The sequence below is a fragment of the Streptomyces reniochalinae genome (assembly GCF_003323735.1).
GTDB classification, from domain to species: domain Bacteria; phylum Actinomycetota; class Actinomycetes; order Streptomycetales; family Streptomycetaceae; genus Streptomyces; species Streptomyces reniochalinae.
The window spans coordinates 140480-165226 of record NZ_QOIM01000021.1 but is presented as its reverse complement, the minus strand read 5'-3'; the positions used below and the strand labels follow the sequence as shown (position 1 = coordinate 165226).

Below are 24747 nucleotides of genomic sequence, written 5' to 3'. Positions count from 1 at the left end.
CCCCTTCATCTGGTGGTGGTCTCACGCCAGGTGAGCCGGTGCCACAGGGCCGGGCAGCCTCCAGGGCCCGGCCCTGTTCCACGCCGGTCCCCCAGGTCACACCCCCGGCGCGTCACGCCCCGAGGGCACCACCGGCCACCGCCTCCACCGCCTCCTCGGGGCCGGCCACCACGCGCACGCCGTCCGGCACCGGCGGGCGGCGGACCACCACGACGGGGATGCCCCTCTCCCGCGCCGCCGCCAGTTTCGGCGCCGTCGCGGCGCCGCCGCTGTCCTTCGTCACCAGGACGTCGATGCGGTGGCTTCGGAGCACCTCGCGTTCGCCTTCCAGCGTGAAGGGGCCGCGCTCCAGCAGCAGGTGTGTCCGCGCCGGAAGGGGCGTCCCCTGCGCGGGCGGGTCCACGGAACGGGCCAGGAACCACAGCTCCTCGGTGCCGGGCCCGGCGAAGCTGCTCAGGCCCAGCCGTCCGGTCGTCAGGAAGACGCGCCGCCCCAGGCGGGGGAGCGCGGCGGCGGCGGCCTCCAGCGAGGCGACCTCGTGCCAGTCGTCGCCCTCGGTGGGGACCCAGCCGGGGCGGCGGAGGGCGAGCAGGGGAACATGGGCCGCGGCCGCGGCCTCGGCCGCGTGGAAACTGATCGTCTCGGCGAAGGGATGCGTGGCGTCGATGAGGAGGTCCACACCGTGGTCCCGCAGCCACGCCGTCAGCCCCTCGACGCCGCCGAAGCCGCCGATCCGCACCGCGCCGCCGCCCGGCAGCCGGGGCCCCGCCACCCGGCCCGCCAGCGAGCTGGTGACACGGGCCCGCGGCCGCGCGGTGTGCATCAGCTCGGCCAGCCGCCGGCCCTCGGTCGTACCGCCCAGAATCAGTACGTGCACGGGGAAGGGCTCCTCGAGTGGGTGACACGTGGCGCGGGTGGGGGTGGCGTCAGTGCGAGTGGCGCGGGTGCGGGTGACGCCTCGCGTGGCCGGCACCCGCCGCGGCGGTGACCTGAGTGAACGACGACTTCGGTGAGTAGCGAGGCGACATGGGCGAGGCGAAGGGCGGGCGCGGCGCCCAGCTGGAGAGGACCGGGCTGCGGCCCGGCTGGACGACCGGCGCCTGTGCGACGGCGGCGACGACGGCCGCCTGCACCGCGCTGCTCACCGGCGACTTCCCCGACCCGGTGACGATCGTCCTCCCCAAGGGCGAGCGCCCGGCGTTCGCCCTGGCGTACGAACAGCTGGGGCCCGGTGGGGAGTGGGCGACGGCCGCCGTCGTCAAGGACGCGGGCGACGATCCGGACGTCACCCACGGCGCCGTCGTCCGCGCCACCGTCCGCGCGCTGCCCGCCGGGGCCGGCGTCGTCTTCCGGGCGGGCCCCGGGGTGGGCACCGTCACCCGCCCCGGGCTCCCCCTGGAGGTGGGCGAGCCCGCCGTCAACCCCGTGCCGCGCCAGCTGATGCGGGAGCACGCGGCCCGCGTGGCGGCGGAACACGGCGGCAGCGGCGATGTGGAGATCACCCTCGCGGTCGACAACGGCGAGGAGATCGCCCGCTCCACCTGGAACCCGCGGCTGGGCATCCTCGGCGGGCTGTCCATCCTGGGGACCACGGGCATCGTGGTGCCGTACTCGTGCTCGGCGTGGATCGACTCGATCCGGCGCGGGGTGGACGTGGCGCGGGCCGCGGGCCGCACCCATGTGGCCGGATGCACGGGGTCGACGTCGGAGCGCACGGTGGTCGCCGAGTACGGGCTGCCCGACGACGCGCTGCTGGACATGGGCGACTTCGCCGGCGCCGTCCTGAAGTACGTGCGCCGCCACCCGGTGGACCGGCTCACGATCTGCGGCGGCTTCGCCAAACTGTCCAAGCTGGCCGCCGGGCACCTGGATCTGCACTCCCGACGCTCCCAGGTGGACAAGGGCTTCCTCGCCGAGCTGGCCCGGCGGGGCGGTGCGGGCGAGGAACTCGCGCGCGACGTCGCCGAGGCCAACACGGGGCTGGCCGCGCTGCGTTCGTGCGAGGCGGCCGGGGTACCCCTCGGCGACCTGGTGGCGCGGGCCGCACGCGAGGAGGCACTCGCGGTGCTGCGCGGGGCCCCGGTGCGGGTGGACGTCGTCTGCATCGACCGCGCGGGGGCCGTGGTGGGACGCAGCACCGTCCGCTGATCCCCGCGGCGACGCGCACCCCGGCACCCGCACGCGCACCCGTGCCGGCCCCCGTGCCGCCGTCGCCGCCCGGTCGGTCAGCACACGTGCCGGTCCCGCTCGGCCGAGTACAGGTGGCTGTCGCGGAAGTGCGCGGCGGCGAGCGTACGGCCCACGAGGATGACGGCCGTCCTGCTGACGCCCGCCGCCCTCACCTGGCCGGCAATGTCCGCCAGCGTGCCCCGCAGCACCAGCTCGTCGGGGCGGCTGGCGAACGCGACCACGGCCGCCGGGCAGTCGGAGCCGTAGTGCGGCACGAGTTCGGCGACGACCTCGTCGGCGTACCGCACCGCCAGGTGCAGCACGAGCAGCGCCCCACTGCGGCCGAGCGTGGCCAGGTCCTCGCCGTCCGGCATGGGCGTGGCCTGCCGCGCGACGCGGGTGAGCACCACCGTCTGCCCGACGGTCGGCACGGTCAGCTCGCGGCCCAGCGCGGCGGCCGCCGCCGCGAACGCGGGCACCCCGGGCACGACCTGGTAGTCCACTCCGGCCGCGTCCAGCCGGCGCATCTGCTCGGCGACGGCGCTGAAGACGGACGGGTCGCCCGAGTGCAGCCGCGCCACGTCGTGCCCGGCGGCGTGTGCCGCGACCAGTTCGCCGGTGATGGCGTCCAGGTCGAGTTCGGCGGTGTCGACCAGGCGCGCGTCCGGCGGGCACTCGGCGAGCAGTTCGCGGGGCACCAGGCTGCCCGCGTACAGGCACACCCGGCAGGCGGCGAGCGTACGGGCGCCGCGCACCGTGATCAGGTCGGCGGCGCCGGGTCCCGCGCCGATGAAGTACACGGTCATCTCTCGTCTCCCACCACATCGGACACGCGGTCCACCCCATCGGAGGTGTCCTTCGCCGCGGCGGCGGACACGTCGGCACTCGCGGCAGCGGGCGCCGCGCCCGGCCCCTCGCCCCCGGTGGGCTTGCACACCGCCCACTGCGTCACCGGCATCGCCTGCCGCCACCCGGTGAAGCCGCCCACCGGCACCCCGTGCGAGACGCCGAGGCGCACCAGCTCGCCACCGAGCCTGCGGTACCAGTCCACCAGCAGCGCCTCGGATTCGAGGGTGACGGTGTTGGCGACGAGCCGTCCGCCCGGCGGCAACGCGCGCCAGCAGGCGTCCAGCAGCCCCGGCGCGGTCAGACCGCCGCCGATGAACACCGCGTCGGGGGCGGGCAGCGCGGCGAGCGCGGCGGGTGCGGCTCCGGTGACGACCCGCAGCCCGGGCACGCCGAGCCGCTCGGCGTTGCGGACGATGCGGTCCGCGCGCGCGGCGTTCCGCTCGACGGTGACCGCGCGGCACGCCGGATGGGCCCGCATCCACTCCACCGCGATCGAGCCGGCGCCGCCGCCCACGTCCCAGAGCAGTTCACCGGGCGCGGGCGCCAGCGCGGCGAGTGTCGCCGCGCGCACATGGCGCTTGGTGAGCTGCCCGTCGTGCTCGTACGCCTCGTCCGGCAGCCCGGGTACGGCGCCGAGCCTGGGCACGCCCGCGGTGCCGTCGCCGGGGTCGCGGGCGCACTCGACCGCCACGACGTTGAGGGGGTCGCCGGGCGGAGCCGACCAGTGCAGCGCCGTTCCCTCGACCACGCGTTCGCCGTCGCCGCCGAGCTGTTCGAGCACCCGCATGGGGCTGGCGCCGAACCCGCGCTCCCGCAGCAGCGCAGCGACCTCGCCGGGCGTGTGCGCCCCCGCGCTGAGCACCAGCAGGCGCCGCCCGTGGTGCAGTACGGCCGCCAGGCGGGCCGTCGGGCGGCCCACCGCGCTCACGATCTCGCACTCCTCCTGCGCCCAGCCCAGCCGTGCGCACGCGTACGCCACGGAGGAGGGGTGCGGCAGCACCCGGGGAGGCGTGCCGAGAACCTCGCGCAGGGTGCGGGCGATGCCGTAGAAGGTCGGGTCGCCGCTCGCCAGCACCGCGACGCGGCGCCCCGCGTGCGCGGCCAGCAGCCCGGGCACGCCGGTGCGCAGCGGTGACGGCCACGACACGCGCTCCCCCGCGCACGCGGCGGGCAGCAGCGCCAGCTGCCGGGCACCGCCGAGAAGCACCTCGGCCCGGCGCAGCACCTCGCGGGACGGCTCGGGGAGCCCGGCCCACCCGTCGGCACCGATCCCGACGACCGTCAACGCGGAGGGCGCGGCGGCCTCGCGGGGGGCGGTGGGGGACGTCACGACGGCACCTCGGGCTTTCGAACAGGGGACGGCTGGCACCCTACTGTCCGCTCCCCGCACAGCGGCCACAGGGCCCGGTCCACAATGGTGCGCATGGATCGAAACGCATCGCCCGACCAGTCCGCCCAGGACACGCCTGACCAGGCCATGCCCGACTGGGAGAAGCGGTTCCGGGCGCCGCGCGTCTCGCTGCCCGAGTGGGCCGAGGACGCACCGGAACGGTCGCTGTTCATCTCGAACGCGACAGGCACGTTCGAGCTGTACGCCTGGGACCGGGCCACCGGCGAACAGCGGCAGGTCACCGACCGCCCCAACGGGACGACCGACGGCACCCTGACGCCGGACGGCGAGTGGATCTGGTGGTTCTCCGACACCGACGGCGACGAGTTCGGCGTCTGGATGCGCCAGCCCTTCGCCGGTGGCCCCGACACCCGCGCCGTCGAGGGACTCGACCCCTCCTACCCGGCGGGCCTCGCCCTCGGCAGGGACGGCACCGTCGTCGTCGGCCGCTCCACCGACGAGGACGGCTCCACGATCCACCTCCAGCGCCCCGGCTCCCCCGCCCCCGTCGAGATCTACCGGCACAGCGAGTCCGCCGGTGTCGGCGACCTCTCGCACGACGGCACCCTGCTGGTGATCGAGCACACCGAACACGGGGACGCCATGCACTCGGCGCTGCGCGTCGTGCGCCCCGACGGCTCGACCGTCGCCGAACTCGACGACAGCGAGGGCGGTACGAAGGAACTCGGGCTCACCGTGCTCGGGTTCGCCCCCGTGGACGGCGACTCCAGGCTCCTGATCGGCCACCAGCGGCACGGCAGGTGGGAGCCGATGATCTGGGACCCGCAAGCCGGCACCACCCGCGAGCTCGCCATCGACCTGCCCGGAGACCTCTCCGCCGAGTGGTACCCGGACGCCTCGGCGCTGCTGGTCGTGCACAGCCACCAGGCCCGCGACGAGCTGTTCAGGTACGACCTGGCCAGCGGCGAGCGGACCCGCATCGACACCCCGGCGGGCTCCGTGATGGGCGCCACCGCGCGGCCCGACGGCACCGTCGAGTTCCTGTGGTCGTCGGCCGCCCAGCCGCCGCAGGTCCGCTCCACCACCGGCGCGAGGGTGCTCGACCCGCCCGGGATGAAGGCACCGGGGTCCGTCCCCGTCGAGGACGCCTGGGTGGACGGGCCGGGCGGGACCGTCCACGCCCTCATCCAGAAGCCGGCGGGGCAGGGCCCCTTCCCCACCGTCTTCGAGGTGCACGGCGGGCCCACCCACCACGACACCGACTCCTTCGCCGGCCAGCCCGCCGCCTGGGTCGACCACGGCTTCGCCGTCGTACGGGTCAACTACCGCGGCTCCACGGGCTACGGCCGGGCCTGGACCGACGCGCTCAAGCACCGGGTCGGCCTGATCGAGCTGGAGGACGTCGACGCGGTACGGGCCTGGGCCGTCGACTCCGGTCTCGCCGACCCCGACAGGCTCGTGCTGGCCGGCGGCTCCTGGGGCGGCTACCTCACCCTGCTCGGGCTCGGCACCCAGCCCGAGGTGTGGGCGCTGGGCCTGGCCGCCGTCCCCGTGGCCGACTACGTCACCGCCTACCACGACGAGATGGAGGCGCTGAAGTCGATGGACCGCACGCTGCTCGGCGGCACCCCCGAGGAGGTACCCGAGCGGTTCGAGGCGTCCTCGCCCCTGACGTACGTCGAGAAGGTCCGCGCGCCCGTCTACATCTCCGCCGGGGTCAACGATCCCCGCTGCCCCATCCGGCAGGTCGAGAACTACGTGGGAAGGCTGGAGGAGCGCGGCCACCCGTACGAGGTGTACCGCTACGACGCGGGGCACGGCTCGCTCGTCGTCGAGGAGCGGATCAAACAGGTCAGGCTGGAGATCGACTTCGCGACCCGGCACCTTCCGGAGCCGGCGCCGGGTCCGCAGCCCGCGTGACCCCGTCGGCGGGGTCGTCCCGGTCCTCGCCCCCGGCCTGACCGGTCTCCTCGGCCCCGCTTCCCGGGTCGGTCTCCTCCTGGGGGAACTCCCCCTCCGGGAGGAGGCCGAGGGCCGCGTCCTTGGCCATCTCCGCCTCGCGCCGGAAGAAGCGGAACCACATGAAGACCACGAACCCGGCGAAGACGAACCACTGCGCCGTGTACCCCAGGTTCTGGAACGCCTTCATGTCGAGCCCCGTGCCCTCGGGCGCGGCCGGCGGCACCGGCTTCAGCGGCTCCCGCGTCCGCTGCTCGGTGAGCCAGGCCCCCTCCACGCCGTACGGCACGATGTTGACGAGCGCGGAGGCGTTGATGAAACCGAGCTGGTCGCGCGGGAGCGCCCCCGAGGCGTGGTCACCCGCGTCGTTCTGGGACTCGGACGCCTGGAGCGCGCCGCGGACCGTCACCTCGCCCTTCGGCGGCGCCGGCACCCGCGCGGGGTCGGGGTCCCCCGGAAGCCAGCCCCGCACCACCGGAAGCGCCTTGCCGTCCCCGGTGTCGTCGGTACGCAGCAGGGAGAGCACGTAGAAGCCCCGCTCGCCCTTGACGGTGCGGTCCGGGACGAGCAGCGGATGCTCCGCGTCGAACCGCCCGGTCACCTTCGCGGTGCGCCCGACGGTCTCCTCCGTCACCGGCAGCAGGGAGGCGAGCGGGCGCGCCTTGGCGTGCGCGGCGCTGCGCGACTGCTCCTGCTGCTCGTGGTGGCGGTCCACCCGGTCGTCGAACCGGCTCAGCTGCCAGCTGCCCATGAACAGACACACCGGAATCGCCAGAACGGCGAAGATGTTGATCCCCCACCAGCGCGGGGTCAGCAGGAACCGGTACACCCCTTCACGGTACGCCTCGGCAGCGCACCACCCTTCGGGGCACCCCCTCTTCACACCCGACTCGAGCCGGCCGCGCAGACTTCTGCGAAGAGCGGCGACTTCCCTCGAAGAGGGGTGCCGACTCGACGAGGGGTGCCGGACAGGGGAGTGCCCGAAGCAGGGGCGCCCGGAGAAGGGCGCCTCAGCTCTGGGGGATGACGCCCGTGCGGTAGAGCGTGCCGCCCGCACACGTGTCGGCGAGGCGGGTGTTGGCTATGGGGGCGCCGCCCTCGGGCGTGTGGGAGACGACGACGTCGCTGCCGCTCCCGCCGGGGTCACCGCCACCGCCGTCGCCCTCGCCGGGCGTCCCGGTGCCGCCACCGCTGCCGTCACCGCCGCCGTTGGCCTGGCCTCCGTCGCCCGGGCTCGCGTCGGGGCCGCCCGAGGGATCGCCCTCGTACCGCCCGCCCTGCGGTGTGGGGGTGCCGCCCCCGCAGCCGCCGCCGGGCACGAACGCGAACTTCACCACGTACGCCTGCCCTGGCTGGAGCACCACCTCGTCGCGCGCGACAGCGGGATCGCCCAGGCCGGGGGCCGCGTCGCCGCTTGTGTGATCGACGACCGTCACCCGGCCCCGAGCACCGCCCTGCACGGAGGCACCGACGAAGCCCTCGCCCTCCACCGTGCAGGCGCCGCTGGAGACGTTGGACACGCGGAAACTGCCGTAGATGGTGCCCGCGCCGTCGGGCGCCCCCGACCGCGCGGAGCCGCGCCCGAGCTGATCGCTGCCGCACACCGGCGCGCTGGCGCTCAGCGTCTCGTCGGGTCCTGGGCCGCTGCTGCCGGTCCCCGAAGGCGAGGGGTGAGCGCTGCCGCCGCCCTTCTCACCCTCGTCCTCGTCCCGCTCCCTGCCGCCGCCGTGCTCCTCGCCGCCCTTGCCGCCACCCGAGCCCGTGCCGGCCTCGGGGCCGCGCGTCTGGCCGTGGGTACTGGCCGCGGTCACCGGATGGTCGTCGTCACCGCCGCCGGGGACGACGCCGCCGTAGAAGAGCGCGGGCACGCCGACCGCGGCGACCAGCGCCGCCGCCACCCCGCCGACCATCGCCTGACGGCGGTGCGCACGCCGCGCCGGTACGGCGTGACGCAGGTGGTCGAGGGTGCGGTCGAGGCTCTCGGGGGAGGGGTCGAGGCCGCGGACGCTGGCCTGGAGGAGGTGGCGCAGCGCGTCCTCGTCACCCGGCAGCCCGCCCTGACCGGAGCCGCCGGCCCCGGCGGCTCCGTCCTCGGACACCGCCCCCTCGCCGGGGGAGGTCTGCTCCTCGGACACCGCCCCCTCGCCGGGGGGGATCTGCTCCTCGGACTCTCCCGGGAAGGTCTCCGCCTCCCGGGAGGTCTGCTCCCCGGTGGACCTCTCCTCCCGGGGAGACGTCTCCTCCCCGGGCGTTCTCTCCTCGCGGGGCTCCCTGCCCTCACTCATGACGCCGCCTCCATGGCGGTGCGCAGCGCGGCGATACCGCGCGAACCGTACGCCTTCACCGAGCCGAGCGAGAGTCCGAGCACCTCGGCCACCTGAGCCTCGGTCATGTCGGCGAAGTACCGCAGCACCAGCACCTCACGCTGGCGCCGTTGCAAGCCGCGCATCGCCTGTATCAACTGATCCCGTTCGAGCTGTTCGTAAGCCCCCTCCTCGGCGCTCGCCATGTCGGGCATCGGCTTGGAGAGCAGCTTCAGCCCGAGGATGCGGCGGCGCAGCGCGGAGCGGGAGAGGTTCACGACCGTCTGCCTGAGGTAGGCGAGGGTCTTCTCGGGGTCGCGGACGCGCTTGCGCGCGGAGTGGACGCGGATGAACGCCTCCTGGACGACGTCCTCGCAGGAGGCGGTGTCGTCGAGCAGGAGCGCCGCGAGCCCGAGCAGGGACTTGTAGTGGGCGCGGTAGGTCTCGGTCAGATGGTCGACTGTGGTGCCCGGTGCCATCGCCTCGTCAGCGTCCCCACGCTGGGCGAGCGGGCGCGCAGGCCGCGCGGCAGGCCAGGGCGCGATCACCGGCATGCCTCCGGCCACCGGCAGCCCAGCGGTGCGCGGTGCGGGTCCGGGTCGGCCAGGGGCCGTTGCGATTCCGAGTACCTCTGCCACGCCTGTTTGACACGCTTCCCCCCGTCAGGGTTGTACGCGACAGGCACTGTGCCGGAAAACACACCACATGCCGTCATACACACATCTCTCGGTCGTCACATTCGCCCCGTTCGCCTCCGCTTCTCCCGACCGCCCGCCGCACGCCCCCAGTGCGGCCATGAACGCGGCCCGGAGGGGACAAAGACGCTCCCCGCCGCCTGCCGGTTGCAGGGGCGGGGAGCGTCATTCTCCGTCAGCGGGTGCCGCCGTGGCCAGGGGGGCGCCCCGAAGGGGCGCGGGGAACTGCGCGCCAAGCCACGGAACACCCGTAGCCCGCGACGCACAGTCAGGGGCGGCCCCTGCCCGGCAAGCCCCCCGGACAGGCCGCAGCCGTCAGCGTCCCGTGCCGCCGTAGACCACGGCCTCGTCCGTGTCGCTGTCCAGCCCGAAGGCCGAGTGGACGGCGCGGACGGCGTCGCCCACCGACTCCTCGCGCGTCACCACCGAGATCCGGATCTCCGAGGTGGAGATCAGCTCGATGTTCACCCCGGCGTCGGACAGCGCCTCGAAGAACGTGGCCGTCACACCCGGGTTGGTCTTCATGCCCGCGCCGACGAGCGAGATCTTCGCGATCTGGTCGTCGTAGCGCAGCGAGTCGTAGCCGACCTTGCCCTGCGCCTTCTCCAGCGCCGAGATCGCCTTCTTGCCCTCGGCCTTCGGCAGCGTGAAGGAGATGTCCGTCAGCCCGGTGGAGGCCGCGGAGACGTTCTGGACGACCATGTCGAGGTTGATCTCGGCCTCCGCGACGGCGCGGAAGAGCGCCGCGGCCTCGCCCGGCTTGTCCGGCACCCCGACGACCGTGACCTTCGCCTCGGACGTGTCGTGTGCCACACCCGAGATGATCGCCTGCTCCATCGACTCTTCCCCTTGCCCGTCCGGCTGCTCGGTCGTGACCCACGTGCCCTTCAGGCCGGAGAAGGACGACCGCACGTGGATCGGAATGTTGTAGCGGCGCGCGTACTCCACGCAGCGGTGCAGCAGCACCTTGGAGCCGGACGAGGCCAGCTCCAGCATGTCCTCGAAGGAGATCTGGTCGATCTTCTTCGCCTTCTTCACGACCCGCGGGTCGGCGGTGAAGACACCGTCGACGTCCGTGTAGATCTCGCACACCTCGGCGTTCAGCGCCGCCGCCAGCGCCACAGCGGTGGTGTCCGAACCGCCGCGGCCCAGCGTGGTGATGTCCTTGCTGTCCTGGGAGACGCCCTGGAAGCCGGCGACGATGGCGATGTTGCCCTCGTCCACCGAGTCCTTGATGCGGCCCGGGGTGACGTCGATGATCCGCGCCTTGTTGTGCGCGGAGTCGGTGATCAGACCCGCCTGGCTCCCGGTGAACGACTGCGCCTCGTGGCCGGCGGATTTGATCGCCATCGCCAGCAGGGCCATGGAGATCCGCTCTCCTGCGGTCAGCAGCATGTCGAACTCGCGTCCGGAGGCGACCGGAGACACCTCTGAGGCGAGGTCGATCAGCTCGTCCGTCGTGTCACCCATCGCCGATACCACGACGACAACTTGGTTGCCGTTCTTCTTGGCTTCGACGACCCGCTTGGCAACGCGCTTGATGCCTTCGGCATCGGCAACGGAGGAGCCGCCGTACTTCTGCACGACAAGGCCCACGTGTGCTCGCTCCTCGAATCAATTCCCGGGACCCCGGCGCTCCGCGCGACGCTGCCCGGAATGAAGGGATCCACTGATCGGCTCAGTGTAACGACCGGACGGAATCCGCACCCGTCCGCCGAATCCCCTGCCCGCCGCGCCACGGATGACACGGAAACGTGACTCTGTTCACGATCCGCGGCCCGCGTCGTACGAGGACGTTCCCTGTCGTCTCAGGAATGTCCCATCGCCTCAGGCGCGCTCTGCTGTCTCAGGAACGCCCCGTCACCTCAGGCGTTCTTGAGGCCCAGGGGGACGCCGATCTCGGCGGCCATCACCTCGCCCGCCTCCGCCTCGAGGGAGCCGTCTCCGTCCTCGTCGGCGGCGGTGCTGTCGGTGTCGAGGCCGTCGAGCTCGTCCAGCGGCTTGTCCAGCCGTACGTGAGCCACCAGGGACTGGAGCGCACGCAGCGCGGCGGAGGCGGTCGGCCCCCAGTTCGACAGGTAGGAGAACTGCCACCACCACAGGGCCTCGCTCACCCGGCCCGCGCGGTAGTGCGCCATCCCGTGCCGCAGATCGGTGATGATGTCGGCGAGGTCGTCGGAGATCCGGCACGCGACGGGCGCCGAGCGCGGCACGTACGGGTCGAAGACCTCGGAGTAGACGTCCACCGGGTCCAGCAGCGTGGCGAGCCGCTCCCGCAGCTCGTCCACGTCCGCCTCGGGACCCACGTCCGGCTCGTACCGCTCGTCCGGGACGATGTCCTCGTGCGCGCCCAGTCGGCCGCCCGCGAGGAGAAGCTGCGAGACCTCCAGCAGGAGATAGGGCACGGCGCTGTCCGGCTCGTCGCCCTTGGCGACCTCCGCGACCGAGACGATGAAGCTGTGGACCTGGTCGCTGATCTGGACCGCGAAGTCGTCGGGGTCCTGGGTGATGGCGTTCAGCGTCGCATCCGACATCGGGCAACCTCTCCCTGCGCTCGCACTTCGAAAGCTCACACGTCGGAGCTCACACGTCGAGGAGCCGCCTTCCCTCGAAGGCCCTCCCCAGGGTGACCTCGTCCGCGTACTCCAGGTCGCCCCCGACGGGCAGCCCGCTCGCCAGCCGCGTCACCTTCAGTCCCATCGCGGAGACCATCCGCGCCAGGTAGGTGGCCGTCGCCTCGCCCTCCAGGTTCGGGTCCGTCGCCAGGATCAGCTCGGTGACCGTCCCGTCCGCGAGACGGGACAGCAGCTCCCGTATCCGCAGATCGTCGGGCCCGACGCCCTCGATCGGGCTGATCGCCCCGCCCAGCACGTGGTACCGGCCGCGGAACTCGCGGGTCCGCTCGATCGCGACGACGTCCTTGGGCTCCTCGACCACGCAGATGACCGACGGGTCACGGCGCGGATCGAGACAGACCCGGCACTGCTCCTCCTGCGCGACGTTGCCGCACACCGCGCAGAACCTGACCTTCTCCTTGACCTCGGTCAGCGCGCCGGCGAGCCGTCGCACGTCGGCGGGCTCGGCCTGCAGGATGTGGAAAGCGATCCGCTGCGCGCTCTTGGGACCGACGCCGGGCAGCCTGCCCAACTCGTCGATCAGGTCCTGGACCACGCCTTCGTACACGGATGGCTCCCGCCTGCACTCGCCGCCCGGGCTTCTTCTTCCGTCCCGAGCAGGTCTCGTTCTCTGAGTACGTTAGTGGCCCGTACGGGCCACCACTAGCCACTGCCGGCGGGCACCTGGGCCCGGCGGGCCGTTGGCCGGGCCGGCGGGCCGTCGCCCGGGCCGACAGACCGCGGGGCCGGAACCCACAGCGCGCCGTGGGCCCGGCACCGGCCGCGCGCGTCCGGCGTCGAGCCCGGGTCCGGATCCGGGCTCGGGCCCGGGTTCGGGCCCGGGTTCGGATCCGGCTTCGGGCCCGGGGCCGGGACGGGGTCCGTCAGAACGGAAGACCCGGCATCCCGCCCATGCCCTGAGCGAGGGGACCGAGCTTCTGCTGCTGCAACTCGGCAGCCGCGCCGTTCGCGTCGCGGACGGCCGCGAGAACCAGATCGGCGAGGGTCTCCGTGTCCTCGGGGTCCACGGCCTTCGGGTCGATGACCAGGCCCTGGAGCTCACCTGAACCACTGACCGTCGCCTTGACCAGGCCACCGCCCGCCGAACCCTCCACGGCCGTCTCGGCCAGCTCCTGCTGCGCCGAGGCCAGATCCTGCTGCATCTTCTGCGCCTGCTGCAGCAACTGCTGCATGTCGGGCTGCCCACCACCGGGAATCACGATCGGATCGCTCCTGGCTCACTAGACGCCGTACTGAACGTCCCCGAGCCTACGTGCTCCACTCCACCCGGACGCCCCGCCCCGGACAACCGCCGAAGGGGCCGAAGCCCCGTGTCCCGCCGGTCACTCGTGCTGGAACTCCTCTATCACCGTCGCACCGAGCTCGCGGACGATCAGATCGTGACCGGAGAGAGCCGAGTCGTCGAGATCGGGGTCGTCCTCGGCGGGCATGTCCTCCTCCAGCCCGGCACCCGACGAGGGCACGGGAGCGGACGGCGGTGGAGAGGAAGGGCCCGATGCCTCGGGCTCGGGAGCCGGGGCAGGCACCGGAGCCGCCTGCGGCGCGGGAGCCGACGCGGGCCCGGCGGACCTGCCCGCCCCGCCCGGAGCCGACTGCTGCGGCGGGGAAGCCGACCACTGCTGGGGCGGCCCCGCCTGCGCGGGGGCCTCCATCGCGCCGCGGGTGCCCCCTTGGCCGTTCGAGCCGGACCCCGCGCCGTACCCGGAGCCCGGCCCGTTAGGGCCCCCGGGACCACCGCCACTGCCGCCGCCCGCACCGCCGGAGGGGTCGACCAGCGCTTCGACCTGCCACTGCACGCCGAGCGCATCGGCGAGCGCCTGCCGCAACACCTCGTCACTGCCGCCGCCCGCGAAGCTGTCCCGCGCACCGGCGTTCGGGAAGCCGATCTGGAGCGTCTTGCCGTCGAAGCCGACGACCTGCGCGTTCTGGCTGAGCAGGATCCAGGTGAACCTGCGCCGGTTCTTGACCGCCTCCAGGATCTGCGGCCACATCTGACGAATCTGCGCCGGGTCGCCGCCCCCGGTGGCGGCGCCTCCGCCGGCGGGGGCACCTCCGTGTGCGGGGCCGCCACCGCCTGCGGGGCCGCCTCCCGGCCGGGCGCCGGGGTCGGGGGCCGACGCCTGCGCGTGCCCGTGTCCCTGCGCCTGTTCCCGTCCTTGCGCCGGAGCCGTTCCCGTCGGGCCTCCGCTCGTCGTCGCCGGTGCCGACGGCGCACCGCCGCCCGGCACGGCCGCCCCGGGCCATGCTCCCGGACGCCGCGCGGGCTCGCCGGTACCCGCACCTGCGCCGCCGCCGTCCCCGGATCCCGGCCCGCCAGGCCCCGTCCCGCCGGGCCAGGCGCCGGGACGGCGCGGGGGCTCGGCCGCCGGGGTGGAAGCCGGTGCGGCGGCTGCGGCAGCCGCACCGGCGCCGGGGCCCGACGCGGAGCCGTGCCCCGCGTCGGCGGGAGACGAGGTCTCCGCGCCGCCCCCCGGAAAACCGGACTCGTCGTAACCGGAGCCGGGACCGGACGCGGAGCCGGAGCCGGGACCGGACGCGGAACCGGGCCCGGGATGGGGCACCGCGGAGGCGGGGGCCGACGCGGGGGCCGGCGCAGGGTCGGGTGTCGGCGCGGGAGCAGGGGGCGACGCGGGGGCAGGGGGCGACGCGGGGGCAGGGGCCGTCGCGGGGGCGGCGGCCCCCAGCGCGATGCCGCGCTCCAGACGGTCCAGCCGGGCCTGTACGGAGCGCTCGTCCCCGTAGGTCGCGGGCAGCAGCACCCGCGCGCAGATCAGCTCCAACTGGAGGCGGGGCGAGGTGGCGCCCCGCATCTCCGTCAGCCCCGTGTTGACGAGATCCGCGGCACGGCTGAGCTCTGCGGCGCCGAAGACCGAGGCCTGGGCCCGCATCCGCTCGACGACGTCGCCGGGCGCGTCGATCAGCGCCTTCTCGACCGCGTCCGGGACGGCGGCGAGAATCACCAGGTCACGCAGGCGCTCCAGCAGGTCGGTGACGAAGCGGCGCGGATCGTGTCCGCCCTCGATGACCCGGTCGACGATCTCGAAGGCCCGCGCGCCGTCGCCCGCGGCGAAAGCGTCCACGATCTCGTCCAGCAGCGCGCTGTCGGTGTAGCCGAGCAGGGCGGTGGCCATGGCGTACGTCACACCGTCGTCGCCCGCGCCGGCGAGTAGCTGGTCCATCACCGACATCGAGTCCCGAACGGACCCCGCCCCGGCCCGTACGGCCAGGGGCAGAACCGTCTCCTGGACGGGGATCCGCTCGCGCTCGCACACCTCGGCCAGGTAGTCGCGCAGCGTTCCCGGCGGGACGAGGCGGAACGGGTAGTGGTGCGTACGCGAGCGGATGGTCCCGATCACCTTCTCGGGCTCCGTCGTCGCGAAGATGAACTTCAGGTGCTCGGGCGGCTCTTCGACGACCTTGAGCAGCGCGTTGAACCCCGCGGGGGTCACCATGTGCGCCTCGTCGACGATGTAGATCTTGTACCGGCTCGAGGCCGGCCCGAAGAACGCCTTCTCCCTCAGCTCGCGGGCGTCGTCCACACCACCGTGCGAGGCGGCGTCGATCTCGATGACGTCGATCGATCCCGGCCCGTTCCGCGCCAGGTCCACGCAGGACTGGCACTCCCCGCACGGCGTCGGCGTCGGGCCCTGCTCGCAGTTGAGACAGCGGGCCAGGATGCGCGCGCTCGTCGTCTTCCCGCAGCCGCGCGGGCCGCTGAAGAGATACGCGTGGTTGACACGGTTGTTGCGCAGCGCCTGCTGCAGCGGGTCGGTCACATGCTGTTGCCCGATGACCTCCGCGAAGGTCTCGGGGCGGTAGCGGCGGTACAGGGCGAGGGACGACACACCCCCGACGATATAGGCGACCACCGACAAGCGGCGCCAAGTGGCCCACCTCACACGAACACCCCGGCCCCGCCGGGCCTCAGGGTGCGTGCCCCGTGCCCCGCTCCGGTCCCGAACCGACGCCCGGCCCGGGCCCGGGCCCGGCACGCAAACGCCCCTCACGCACCCGCCAGAGCCGACCTACCCTTGCTGCCTTCCGGCCCTGGGGGAGTTCAGTCAGATAGCGCCACGTGAGGGGCTGACGCCAGCCTACCTGATCCCCCGCCCCACCGACGACCTCCCCACCCACCCACCCGACCTCCGGGGACGGGTTCGCGAGCACCCCTCGACGTCTTGTATTGTTTGCGGCGGAGGATTCGCCTAGTGGCCTAGGGCGCACGCTTGGAAAGCGTGTTGGGGGCAACCCCTCACGAGTTCGAATCTCGTATCCTCCGCCCAGCCTTCACCGGGCTGAACGTAGGGCCCCACCGCTGAGGCGGTGGGGCCCTACGTCGTTCGTGGATGCAGTTGGGCTGACCGGCAAGAAGACCACGGCCGGGCCGTAACGGGGCCCGGCGGGGTACGAGGCGGAGGTGGCGGCCCGGCATGTTCTGCGCCGCCTCTTGGATGACGGCCGCCGGGGGCTGCTCACCTCAGAAGCGGCGTTCACCTGTGCCTCGGCTCTGCACATCAGGTGACGCGTCCGACTCGGGCCGACAGTCCATACCCGGAACGCCGTCCGGGCCGCTGGCCGCCTCCTCCGGAGGAGGCGGCCAGCGGCCCGGGTCAGCTGATCTCAGCGGCACTCATCCGGCGAACGTCGCGTACCGGCAGGCGGCGCGGAGGCAACGGGTCACCTCCGCGGGGCGCTCGCTACCCCCTACCACCGCCCTTGCCGCCGCCACGCCTGCGCGTGGTGTTGTTTTCCTGGTTGGTGAAGGCCGACATACCGCTCGTGTTGGAGCGGCGCAGGGTCGGGCGGGTGTCGCTGGTCCGCGGCGGCCCGTCGCCGCCGGGTTGCCGCGAGCGGACGGGCATGCGCGTGGTCGGGTTCGCGACCGGCTCGGGGCGGGACAGCCGGGCCTCGGGACCCCGGCTGGGCTCACGCCGGGAACGCCGCTCCTCCGGTGCACGGCTGGGCTCACGCCGGGAACGCCGCTCCTCCGGCGCACGGCTGGGCTCACGCCGGGAACGCCGCTCCTCCGGCGCACGGCTGGCCTCACGCCGGGAACGCCGCTCCTCGGACGAACTGCTGGAACCGCTCATCGACCGGGGAGCCGCAGACTGCGGAAGAGTACCGTTCCAACTCGGCGGCGGGCGGCGGTCCCGCTCCTCGCGGGGAGGCCGCACCGCACGGGGCAGCCGCTCCTGCGGAGCCGCACTCGAATCCCGCCTGCGCCGCTCGCCCTCGGGAGCCCGGCTTGGCTCCCGCCGGGAACGCGGGTCCGGCGCACGGCTGGAAGTCCGCCTGCGCAACTCGATGTCCTCAGAGCCCCGGCCCCGGTCGGATCCGCTGGCGCGTTCCCGCACAGGCATCTCGAACGGATCACCGAAGCTCGGACGTCCGATCTGCGGCGCCGGCTCCGCCGCACGCTCCTCCGCGCGACGCGCGCGCTCGACCTCCGCCCTACGGGCCTGATCGGCGTTGTAACGGTTCCTGGCGTACTCGCCGAGCGATGCCACGGTCTGCAGCCCGGCACCGGACGACCTGACCCTGGAGTCGTCGGCGAAGCCGTACATCGCAGCGCCGGCGGCCCTTCCGGCACCGAGTGTGGCGGCGAAGATGTTCGGCGGATCGCTGGGGTGAGGTTGCAGCGCCCTGCGGCCCTCCAAGAAGACCGTCCGCGCTCCGGCGGCGCCAGTGAGAGCGACGCCCCAGTTGTAGGTCGAAGCCCAGCCCTGGTCCGCATCGTTTCGGGCGGTGCCGACGGCCTGCAAGGCCAGCCCGGCGTATTCCAGGGAGTCGACGGCCGTGTCCACGACGGCGGGCGTCCTTTCGACCATCCACCGCCCCGCCCGTCCCGCACTGTCGAACGTGGAGGTCAGAAGCTGGGATCCGCGGATTTGGTGCACCGCGTTGGACGCGGCGTTGTACCACGTTTCCGACTGGTATTCCTCGGGTGGGGGTGAGGGCGATCGGGATTCGCCACGTTCGGGGTCGGGCTCACGACGGCGCCGGCCGCGTCGGTCCGGAGGGGTTGTCATGGTGTGCTCTCCGTCCTCTGTATGAGGTTCACCTCCTTACTACGGGGGTTGGACCCCGGTGGTTCACGGTGCTGCCGGTGCCGGCACGCTGTCACTTCATCCCTCTGGACTGGGCCTGCTTCTGCGAGGCCGCCGCCTCCCAGTGCTGCTTAGGGGGCCGGCCGCGTGGGGGGTTGCCGTTGGGCTTCGGTCCTGCCGCGCGGGACTTCCGTGCGGCGGCCGAGACGGCGTTCTGGTCGAAACCCGGCGTGCCGGGTCGGTCGGCCACGAGCGCGCCCGTGCTCGCCAACGAGGTGCGGCGCGCGTTCGGCTCGCTCTCCACGCCGCGCTTCAACGTCGCCTCGTCGGTACGGACGGCCAGGGCGGGTCGCCGCAAGCGCTCCGACGACGCTTCGGCGCTCCGGGCCTCCTGGCCCTGGACAGGCGCTGCGCCAGGGGTCTGAGCAGGTGCGGCGTTACGGGCCTGTACGGGTGCGGCATCCCGGAACAGGGTGGGGTCGGTCTCCCGTCCCAGGCCCGACTGCGCGCCCTGCGCCGGGGCGGCGCGCCGCGCCGCCTCCTCGACCGCCTTCAGATGCCGGGCCTGGGCCTCGCCCGCGATCGCCCCCATCACGGGCAGCTCCCCGCGGTCGTACGCCGCGGCGTACTGCGGGTTCTGGGTGATCATCTGAAGCGCGGCCACCTCGACCAGTTGCCTCTCGAACGCGCCGAGTTGCTGGTACCGCTCGAAGGCGGATGGCTGGTCTGGCTGGTGCGCGGCCTGTTGCGCGTGCCCCTGCTCGGGCGGCCCGGGACGGTGCTCCTCGCCGTCGGCGCCGCGCAGCATGACGCGCAGCTCACGCACGGCGCGGACCATCCGGCTCGCGGCGCCGCTGCGCCGGCGTTCGGTACTGGCCCGCGGCGGGGCGGGGCGGCCCTGCCGTCTGGCCGCCGCCTGGTCCCGTGCGGCCATAGCGCGCGCCCCGTCGCGGTCGGCGCTGATCTGCTGGGCCGCGAGCTGGTCGGCCACGGCGAGCTCATGGGCCAGCTCGTAGGGGTCGAGCCGGTCGGTGGGTTCGGACATGGTCGCGTCCTTCGGTCGGGTGCGGCGTGGACAGCGGTACGGCGGAGGCCGCGGCCGGCTGGGCGATGACCGGCGGAGGGCCCGAACAGGGCTGCGTGGCGGCCCTGTGTCCCGGTGCCCCTGCCCGGGGGCGGGGCGGGGCCGACAGTGAACCGAGCCCCCCGCGCGCACGTGGTGGTGGCGTGGAGACTTCCATGACGACAGCGGCGGGAGAACAGACGATGCTCGAGTCCGAGTCCGAGCCCGAAGAGAACTCCGGTACGGAAGAAGGCGCACCGCCCGCCCCCGAGCCCGAGTTCATCCTGTATCTGGGCGGGCAAGACTACGAGGACGCGCTCTTCCAGCTGGTGGAGTGGACGCACCACGTGCTGCTGCCCGTCTACGGCAGGGAGGTCACCTCCACAGCGGTGTGGTGCTCGCGCTGGTGGGAGCACCCGGAGGCGGTCGCGCAGCTCCACGGCCTGTGGCTGGCGTGGGCGGAACTTTCCAACCCGGCGCGAGACATGACGGGCCCGGCCGCGTGGCACCGCGACTTCCTGGGCCCCGTGATGGCCACCCTGCGCGACCCCATGGGGCCCTTCGCCGGATGCAAGCCAGGCAACCACCGGCCGAAGGAGGTCCCGCAGGTGGAGTCGCCCTTCGTGGCCGTCGGCGCCTGAGCGGCCGTCCGGTTCGTCAGGGCGGGCGCCGGCTGCTCCGCGCGGCCGACGCCGGTGATGACCACCTCGTAGGGGGGAGGACCATCGGGCGATTGACCTGACGACCGTGCTTCTCCGACCTCGCTCATGTGCACCACTTCCTGACGTTCCACTGGTCACAAGAGGCCGGGCACGGCCTCCCCCGATGCGGACGGGTCCGGCGACCTGGGGGTATAGCGGTCCACCCCTGCTACGGAGCGGGCCGCGGGGCGGTTCATCTCACCTGGCACCGCTCACCCGGATCGATAGGACGGAGCGGGCGGCAGGGGCACCTGTTCCAGCGCTTGTTGGCGTTGTTGACGGCCAACTCGCCGGGCGGTCGGTTCCACACGGACCGGGATACCGGGTCTACTGCCGACCTTGATGAGCAAGTTGCCCATGCCAGGCGGATCGGCCTGACGGCTGCGGGCGCTGTCCCACGCCAGGGGCGTCGACCGGTCCACGAGCAGCCGCTTCTCCACCTCCGTCAGCTCCACCACCTGGCCGAGTTGCGGCATCTCCCGGGCGGAAGGCCCGCGCAGACGCCATGCCGGAGCGTTCCACGAAGCCCTTGGCCTTGATCCGGTCCTCCTCGGTGGGCAGCGCGAACAGGTCCCCGATCGTGTGGGTGACCATCGCCAGGCCCACGCCGCGCTGCCGGTCCAGCCGGGTGAGTGCGTTGAGCCGGTCGACCAGTCCTCGCCCGGCCTGGAGCACCCGCCACAGCTCGTCCATCACAAGGAAGTAATTGCACTGCGGCTCCAGTCCGGCGTCCGCGAGCGCCTGCGCGGCCGAGACCGCGCCGAATCCGTACGACCGGCAGGAGAGCAGCGCGGCGGCCTGGAGCAGGGTCTCGCTGTCGTCGACGTTGCTGATGTCGAAGCAGACCGGCCGGTCGGGCTTCACCGGCTCGGTGGTGGACTTGGCGAAGGAGTCGCCCAGCAGCGCGATCAGCGAGGCTTCCAGGTCTCGGTGGAGTCGTGGTGGCGGGTGATGTCGCCGCGGTCGAGGGCGACCGCGCGCGGCGGCTCGGGCGCTTCCTTGATGACCCGTACGGGGTCCGCGAGGACGGGGGCCGCCGTGTTTGCGTCGAGCAGGTCGGGTCGAGGGCCGCGGCGAGCAGCGTCTCCTCACGGTCGGCCGGCGGCTGCCCGCGCAGGATGGTCACCAGCGCCGAGACCATACGGAGGCGTCGGCTGTGGCAAGAGCAGAAGTCGGTGGCGGCCCCCGCCTCCGCTCCGGCTCCGGCGGCGACGACCGAACCCGCCCGCCCCCGAACCCCCCGCACGAACAGTTGGAAAGCGTGTTGGGGGCAACCCCTCACGAGTTCGAATCTCGTATCCTCCGCCCAGCCTTCACCGGGCTGAACGTAGGGCCCCACCGCTGAGGCGGTGGGGCCCTACGTCGTTGGGGGTGTCTCACGTCGTGGGGAGGCTTGGCACCTTCACGTTCACCTCGCCGCAGCCCGCGCGCTTCGCCTCGGTCTTGACGTAGGAGGGGAGCACGGTGAGGCCCAGTGACCGGCGGCCCCCCGCTGTGTCGTCCGCGTCGTCCGCATCGTCCGCGGGGTTCTTCTCCCACGCCACGAACGCGGCGCGGCCTCGCTGGCAGTCCGCCGTGTAGATGGTCAGGCCGCCGGCGTGGGCGCCCTTGCCGTCGCCGCCGAGACGGTCGGCCCGCTCGCCGAGCACCCGGGAGACGACGCCCGCCAGCTTCGGGTCGGCGACGGTCGTCAGCCGGATCCTGTCCAGGGCGAAGGGCCGCCCCACGTCGCACGAGCGGACGCCGCCGGTGACGGGCCCGTCCGCTTCGGTGCCCGGTGTGGTGCGCGCCGCGGACACGTCCTCCCCGCGCGCCCAGCCGGGCAGCTCCACGCCCCGCAGGCCGCACAGCCGGTCGTTGTCGAGTGCCTTGACGCTCTTGCCCTCCGGGGGTCCTGGCAGCTTCGGCGGGTCCGGGTACCGGCCCTCGCAGCCGTACTCGTCCATGACCCCGTTGGCCAGTCGTACGACCGCGCGGGACATCGCGTCGAGGCCCCGCCGCGCGTCGACCTCGTTCACGGAGTCGGGGTCGGACGCGCCCGAGGCGAGCGTGACCACCCGCAACGGCGGCTTCTCGCCCGGCTCGTACGACCGTTCGTGGCAGCTGGTGGGGAGCGCCACCCAGGCACGCTGGGAGGACGCCATGCCGGTGATCCCGTCGCCCAGCGGTGTCATGCGGGAGGAGAGGTACTGCCGCGTCCAGTCCCACGCCTGCGCGCCCCTCAGCTCGCCCAGTGTCCGCACCGAAGCGGTGACCTCCGACTCCAGTTCGTCGTCGCCGAAGCCCTGCATGCTGCACTCCGTGTGCATGCTGTCCTCCGTCGCGCGGCGCAGCGGCAACTCGTCGCTGCGGACGTCCGTGTCGGTGAACAGCGCCTCGGCGACGTCGGGCGAGAGCGATCCCCAGCACATGTCCCGTGCCGCGAAGGGCAGGTCTCCGGCGCGCCAGCTCATGACGCCGGTGCCGAGCAACGCTCCGACGAGCGCGCCGACGACGGCGATGCCGCCCCGGCTGCGGGCCATCCGGCGCAGGCGCCCGGGGGCGCCGGGTGCGGAAGGCGGTGCGGGGGTCCCGGGGTCTTCCGGGTTGTCGTTCATGTCGCTCTTTTCCTTGGGGTCGTCCTCCCCGGTCACTCGCGCGGCCCCACGGCCGGGCAACCGAGGCGTTCGGTTACGGAGTTGGCGGATCGCGCGAACACCTCTCGTGCGCCCGGGGCGGCGGCCCGGGCCAGCGGGTCGTCGAGGTGCAGGAAGAAGACGGTGGGGCGGCCCCGGCACTCGGCGGTGACCAGCCCGACCAGCCCGTCCCGGCCCTCGATCCGGCCCTTGCCCCGCCACCCGGCGCCCGGAGAGCGCGACGAGCCCGCGTCGGGAGACCGCGACGAGTCCTCGCCCGCGGCCCCCGCGAAGAGCGTCACCAGTCTGGGCAGTGACGTCGCCACGAACTGCCCGCGTGCGTCGACTTCCCCGTCCTTGCCGGTCAGTTCGAGGGAGCAGGAGTGGAGGCGGTCGCCGGCGGTGCTCGCGTATCCGCCGAGTCCGCCGCGCCGCGGTGCGAACCGCATTCCGGGGACGCGGCAGGCCGGCCGCTCTTCGGGGTAGGTCTCCTCGCCCGGTGCCGTCCGTACGGGGGCCGTGATCCGCTCGGGCTTCCCGGTGGCGCAGCCCGCCTCGCGCCGGGCCGTCTCGGCCAGGGAGAGGAGCAGTTCGGCGGCCTCCCGTTCCGAGTCGAGGTACGACACGTCCCCCTCCGACCGCACGGTGACCACCGTGGGCACGTCCCCGCTGTCGCACTCCTCGGGCAGCACGAGCGTGCCGCGGCCTGGGCCCACGACTCCGGGGAGCCCGTCGGGCAGCGGCGCGGCGCTTGAGTGCAGCGCCTCGGCCAGCCACGCCTGGCGCGCCCGGTCCGTCGAGCGGGGCGGCGGCCCGACACGGGCCACCAGTCGGTGCCCACCGGCCCCCTCCCCCGCGCGTGGCGTGCGGCCGTGCGCGCTGGTGTCGGGGGACTTCATCTCCTCGGTCCCCGGCACGCCGAACGCCACGACGCAGGTGGCCTGCTCGCCACGCTCCGGTGAGCCGGACTCCTCGGCGGCCCGCGCGAAGTCGTCACCGAGCACCCGCGGGCCGCTGCCCTCGGTCCAGGCGCCCCAGCAGTAGCTCTCGTCGGCGAACGGTCCGGACCGCGTCGCCCACGTAGCCAGCGTCGCGCCGCCGCCCAGTACGGCGAGCGCCAGTACCAGGACCAGCAGCACTCGGCGCCGAGGTGTCCGCGCGCTCCGCGCCACGCCGCTCCCCTTCCCCGTCGTCCCGTCCCCGTCCGGCGTTCTTCGTCCCCGCCCTCGTCCCTTGAGGCCCGCACCGTCCCTGTGAGGAAGGGGCGGCGACGGCGGCCACAGGTGACGGCGACGGTCCGAGGAGACTACCTACCTTGAACGCGTGTTCGGGCAAGTGGGCGGTGTGAAGCCCCGCTGGACGTCGGCGGTTTCCTCCCCCGTGGCCACCTCGCGGTGGTCCCGCAGCATGATTCGGCCCGCGCGCCGTACGACTTGCGGGCCAGGTCCGGCTGAGAGGAGAGAGCGATGTGCCGGGTGTGCCGGCCGGGACATGATCGACGGTGTCGTGCCCGGCCGGGCACGAGCAACGACCACGCACAGGAGGAGAGATGAACAGGCGCGGCAAGGCGGCACTGTGTGCGGCGGCGGTGGCGGGGGCGCTCGGGCTCAGCCTGACTGTCGCGCCGTCGGCGTCGGCGATCATCGGGGGACACGACTCCACCTCGGACTACCCGTTCATGGTGAGCGTGCAGAAGGACGGCCACCACTACTGCGGAGCCTCGCTGATCAAGCGCGACTGGATCGTCACCGCGGGGCACTGCTCGGTGAACGTCAAGCCCGAGCAGCTGTCCGTGCGGGTCGGCGACCAGGACCGTACCAAGGGCGCCCAGGCCAAGGTCACCAAGGTCGTCGCGCACCCGGACTTCTCCTACGAGCCGTTCCGCAACGACGTGGCCGTCATGAAGCTGGACCACCCGGTGGACGCGAAGCCCGTCAAGCTGGCCGCCGAATCCGCGCCGGCGGGGACCGAGGGGCGGATCCTCGGCTGGGGCATGACCTGCGAGGACGGCAGCGAGTGCCCGGACCCGCCGATCCGGTTGCAGGAGCTGGAGACCAAGGTCGTCGCCGACAGCCGGTGCAGCGAGAACTACCACCGGGGCAACGAGCTGTGCACGGACAGCCCCACCGAGAACGCGCAGGCGTGCATGCTCGACTCCGGCGGGCCGCTGGTCAAGGGCCGCCCCGGGCACTGGGAACTGCTCGGGGCGACCAGCCGGGACGGCGACGCCGACCCGAAGTGCGCGACGGGACCCGGCATCTACACCGACCTGACCGCCCACCGCGACTGGATCGAGCAGGCCACCGCGGAGTGAACGACGAGGGCGCCGCCCGCCCGCCAGCCCCCCGGGCGTCTCGGC

The 24747-nt window shown here is 73.6% G+C and carries 20 protein-coding genes, 1 tRNA gene and 1 other RNA gene; 5 read left to right on the top strand and 17 right to left on the bottom strand.

Features of this window, described 5'->3' with window-relative positions:
* Nucleotides 1-112 precede the first annotated feature (112 nt).
* Nucleotides 113-877 carry a cobalt-precorrin-6A reductase gene (locus DQ392_RS03545; protein WP_114013971.1) on the bottom strand — a complete coding sequence of 255 codons (765 nt, stop codon included), beginning with the start codon at nt 875-877 and terminating at the stop codon, nt 113-115.
* A gap of 149 nt (nt 878-1026) precedes the next feature.
* Here DQ392_RS03545 and DQ392_RS03540 point away from each other — a divergent pair, with 149 nt between their 5' ends.
* Nucleotides 1027-2148, top strand: a complete 1122-nt coding sequence (locus DQ392_RS03540; RefSeq protein WP_114013970.1) for a cobalt-precorrin-5B (C(1))-methyltransferase — start codon at nt 1027-1029, stop codon at nt 2146-2148.
* A 77-nt stretch (nt 2149-2225) separates the two neighbouring features.
* Here the strand turns inward: DQ392_RS03540 and cobM are convergent, their stop codons facing one another.
* Together cobM and cbiE are read right to left on the bottom strand one after the other, a co-directional pair.
* Nucleotides 2226-2975 carry a precorrin-4 C(11)-methyltransferase gene (cobM, locus tag DQ392_RS03535; protein ID WP_114013969.1) on the bottom strand — a complete coding sequence of 250 codons (750 nt, stop codon included), beginning with the start codon at nt 2973-2975 and terminating at the stop codon, nt 2226-2228.
* Nucleotides 2972-4348: a precorrin-6y C5,15-methyltransferase (decarboxylating) subunit CbiE gene (gene cbiE, locus DQ392_RS03530; protein ID WP_114013968.1), complete on the bottom strand. Its 1377-nt coding sequence runs from the start codon at nt 4346-4348 to the stop codon at nt 2972-2974. The genes cobM and cbiE overlap by 4 nt, the downstream gene beginning before the upstream one ends.
* Nucleotides 4349-4441: 93 nt before the next feature.
* Between cbiE and DQ392_RS03525 the strand changes: the two genes are divergently transcribed.
* A complete protein-coding gene (locus DQ392_RS03525; protein WP_245981144.1) occupies nt 4442-6289 on the top strand; it encodes a S9 family peptidase in 1848 nt (615 codons plus the stop codon).
* Here the strand turns inward: DQ392_RS03525 and DQ392_RS03520 are convergent.
* The 9 genes from DQ392_RS03520 to ffs form a co-directional block, all read right to left on the bottom strand.
* Entirely contained in the window at nt 6222-7157 is a 936-nt protein-coding gene (locus DQ392_RS03520) for an SURF1 family protein (protein WP_114013966.1), read from the bottom strand. The two genes, DQ392_RS03525 and DQ392_RS03520, sit on opposite strands and share 68 nt — an antisense overlap.
* Nucleotides 7158-7338: 181 nt before the next feature.
* Nucleotides 7339-8613 (bottom strand): DUF4232 domain-containing protein, encoded by a 1275-nt coding sequence (locus DQ392_RS03515; protein ID WP_245981142.1) that lies wholly within the window; start codon nt 8611-8613, stop codon nt 7339-7341.
* Entirely contained in the window at nt 8610-9185 is a 576-nt protein-coding gene (locus tag DQ392_RS03510; RefSeq protein WP_181856251.1) for a SigE family RNA polymerase sigma factor, read from the bottom strand. The genes DQ392_RS03515 and DQ392_RS03510 overlap by 4 nt, the downstream gene beginning before the upstream one ends.
* 456 nt (nt 9186-9641) lie before the next feature.
* A complete protein-coding gene (locus DQ392_RS03505) occupies nt 9642-10922 on the bottom strand; it encodes an aspartate kinase (protein WP_114013965.1) in 1281 nt (426 codons plus the stop codon).
* A 269-nt stretch (nt 10923-11191) separates the two neighbouring features.
* A complete protein-coding gene (locus DQ392_RS03500) occupies nt 11192-11860 on the bottom strand; it encodes a DUF5063 domain-containing protein (protein WP_114013964.1) in 669 nt (222 codons plus the stop codon).
* Nucleotides 11861-11909: 49 nt separating this feature from the next.
* The gene (gene recR / locus DQ392_RS03495) at nt 11910-12509 is read right to left on the bottom strand and encodes a recombination mediator RecR (protein WP_114013963.1); all 600 of its coding nucleotides are present in this window, start codon (nt 12507-12509) and stop codon (nt 11910-11912) included.
* Nucleotides 12510-12825: 316 nt separating this feature from the next.
* A complete protein-coding gene (locus tag DQ392_RS03485) occupies nt 12826-13161 on the bottom strand; it encodes a YbaB/EbfC family nucleoid-associated protein (protein ID WP_114013962.1) in 336 nt (111 codons plus the stop codon).
* A gap of 123 nt (nt 13162-13284) precedes the next feature.
* Nucleotides 13285-15807 (bottom strand): DNA polymerase III subunit gamma and tau, encoded by a 2523-nt coding sequence (locus tag DQ392_RS03480; RefSeq protein ID WP_114014001.1) that lies wholly within the window; start codon nt 15805-15807, stop codon nt 13285-13287.
* A 147-nt stretch (nt 15808-15954) separates the two neighbouring features.
* Nucleotides 15955-16049: signal recognition particle sRNA small type (ffs, locus tag DQ392_RS03475), an RNA gene on the bottom strand.
* Nucleotides 16050-16156: 107 nt separating this feature from the next.
* On the opposite strand from ffs, the gene DQ392_RS03470 reads away from it, so the two are divergent.
* A tRNA-Ser gene (locus DQ392_RS03470) sits at nt 16157-16241 on the top strand.
* 418 nt (nt 16242-16659) lie between these two features.
* Here the strand turns inward: DQ392_RS03470 and DQ392_RS03465 are convergent.
* Together DQ392_RS03465 and DQ392_RS03460 are read right to left on the bottom strand one after the other, a co-directional pair.
* Entirely contained in the window at nt 16660-17790 is a 1131-nt protein-coding gene (locus DQ392_RS03465; protein ID WP_147266484.1) for a hypothetical protein, read from the bottom strand.
* Nucleotides 17791-18082: 292 nt separating this feature from the next.
* Entirely contained in the window at nt 18083-19054 is a 972-nt protein-coding gene (locus DQ392_RS03460) for a hypothetical protein (protein WP_114013960.1), read from the bottom strand.
* 194 nt (nt 19055-19248) lie between these two features.
* Here DQ392_RS03460 and DQ392_RS03455 point away from each other — a divergent pair, with 194 nt between their 5' ends.
* Nucleotides 19249-19713 (top strand): DUF4913 domain-containing protein, encoded by a 465-nt coding sequence (locus DQ392_RS03455; protein WP_245981140.1) that lies wholly within the window; start codon nt 19249-19251, stop codon nt 19711-19713.
* Nucleotides 19714-20100: 387 nt separating this feature from the next.
* Here DQ392_RS03455 and DQ392_RS34280 read toward each other — a convergent pair whose 3' ends face one another.
* From DQ392_RS34280 to DQ392_RS03440, 3 genes are all read right to left on the bottom strand, one after another.
* Nucleotides 20101-20637: a hypothetical protein gene (locus DQ392_RS34280; RefSeq protein ID WP_181856250.1), complete on the bottom strand. Its 537-nt coding sequence runs from the start codon at nt 20635-20637 to the stop codon at nt 20101-20103.
* 512 nt (nt 20638-21149) lie between these two features.
* A complete protein-coding gene (locus DQ392_RS03445) occupies nt 21150-22370 on the bottom strand; it encodes a hypothetical protein (protein ID WP_147266483.1) in 1221 nt (406 codons plus the stop codon).
* A 32-nt stretch (nt 22371-22402) separates the two neighbouring features.
* The gene (locus tag DQ392_RS03440) at nt 22403-23560 is read right to left on the bottom strand and encodes a hypothetical protein (RefSeq protein WP_147266482.1); all 1158 of its coding nucleotides are present in this window, start codon (nt 23558-23560) and stop codon (nt 22403-22405) included.
* Between the two features lie 377 nt (nt 23561-23937).
* Here DQ392_RS03440 and DQ392_RS03435 point away from each other — a divergent pair, with 377 nt between their 5' ends.
* Nucleotides 23938-24702: a S1 family peptidase gene (locus DQ392_RS03435; protein ID WP_114013957.1), complete on the top strand. Its 765-nt coding sequence runs from the start codon at nt 23938-23940 to the stop codon at nt 24700-24702.
* The last annotated feature ends 45 nt before the right edge of the window (nt 24703-24747 follow it).

Coding starts and splice junctions, on each gene's coding strand:
- DQ392_RS03435 (WP_114013957.1), top strand. CDS start 23,938: ATGAACAGGCGCGGCAAGGCGGCACTGTGTGCGGCGGCGGTGGCGGGG.
- DQ392_RS03500 (WP_114013964.1), bottom strand. CDS start 11,860: ATGTCGGATGCGACGCTGAACGCCATCACCCAGGACCCCGACGACTTC.
- DQ392_RS03455 (WP_245981140.1), top strand. CDS start 19,249: ATGACGACAGCGGCGGGAGAACAGACGATGCTCGAGTCCGAGTCCGAG.
- DQ392_RS03515 (WP_245981142.1), bottom strand. CDS start 8,613: ATGAGTGAGGGCAGGGAGCCCCGCGAGGAGAGAACGCCCGGGGAGGAG.
- DQ392_RS03525 (WP_245981144.1), top strand. CDS start 4,442: ATGGATCGAAACGCATCGCCCGACCAGTCCGCCCAGGACACGCCTGAC.
- DQ392_RS03460 (WP_114013960.1), bottom strand. CDS start 19,054: ATGTCCGAACCCACCGACCGGCTCGACCCCTACGAGCTGGCCCATGAG.
- DQ392_RS03445 (WP_147266483.1), bottom strand. CDS start 22,370: ATGAACGACAACCCGGAAGACCCCGGGACCCCCGCACCGCCTTCCGCA.
- DQ392_RS03510 (WP_181856251.1), bottom strand. CDS start 9,185: ATGCCGGTGATCGCGCCCTGGCCTGCCGCGCGGCCTGCGCGCCCGCTC.
- DQ392_RS03540 (WP_114013970.1), top strand. CDS start 1,027: ATGGGCGAGGCGAAGGGCGGGCGCGGCGCCCAGCTGGAGAGGACCGGG.
- cobM (WP_114013969.1), bottom strand. CDS start 2,975: ATGACCGTGTACTTCATCGGCGCGGGACCCGGCGCCGCCGACCTGATC.
- DQ392_RS03465 (WP_147266484.1), bottom strand. CDS start 17,790: ATGGTCGAAAGGACGCCCGCCGTCGTGGACACGGCCGTCGACTCCCTG.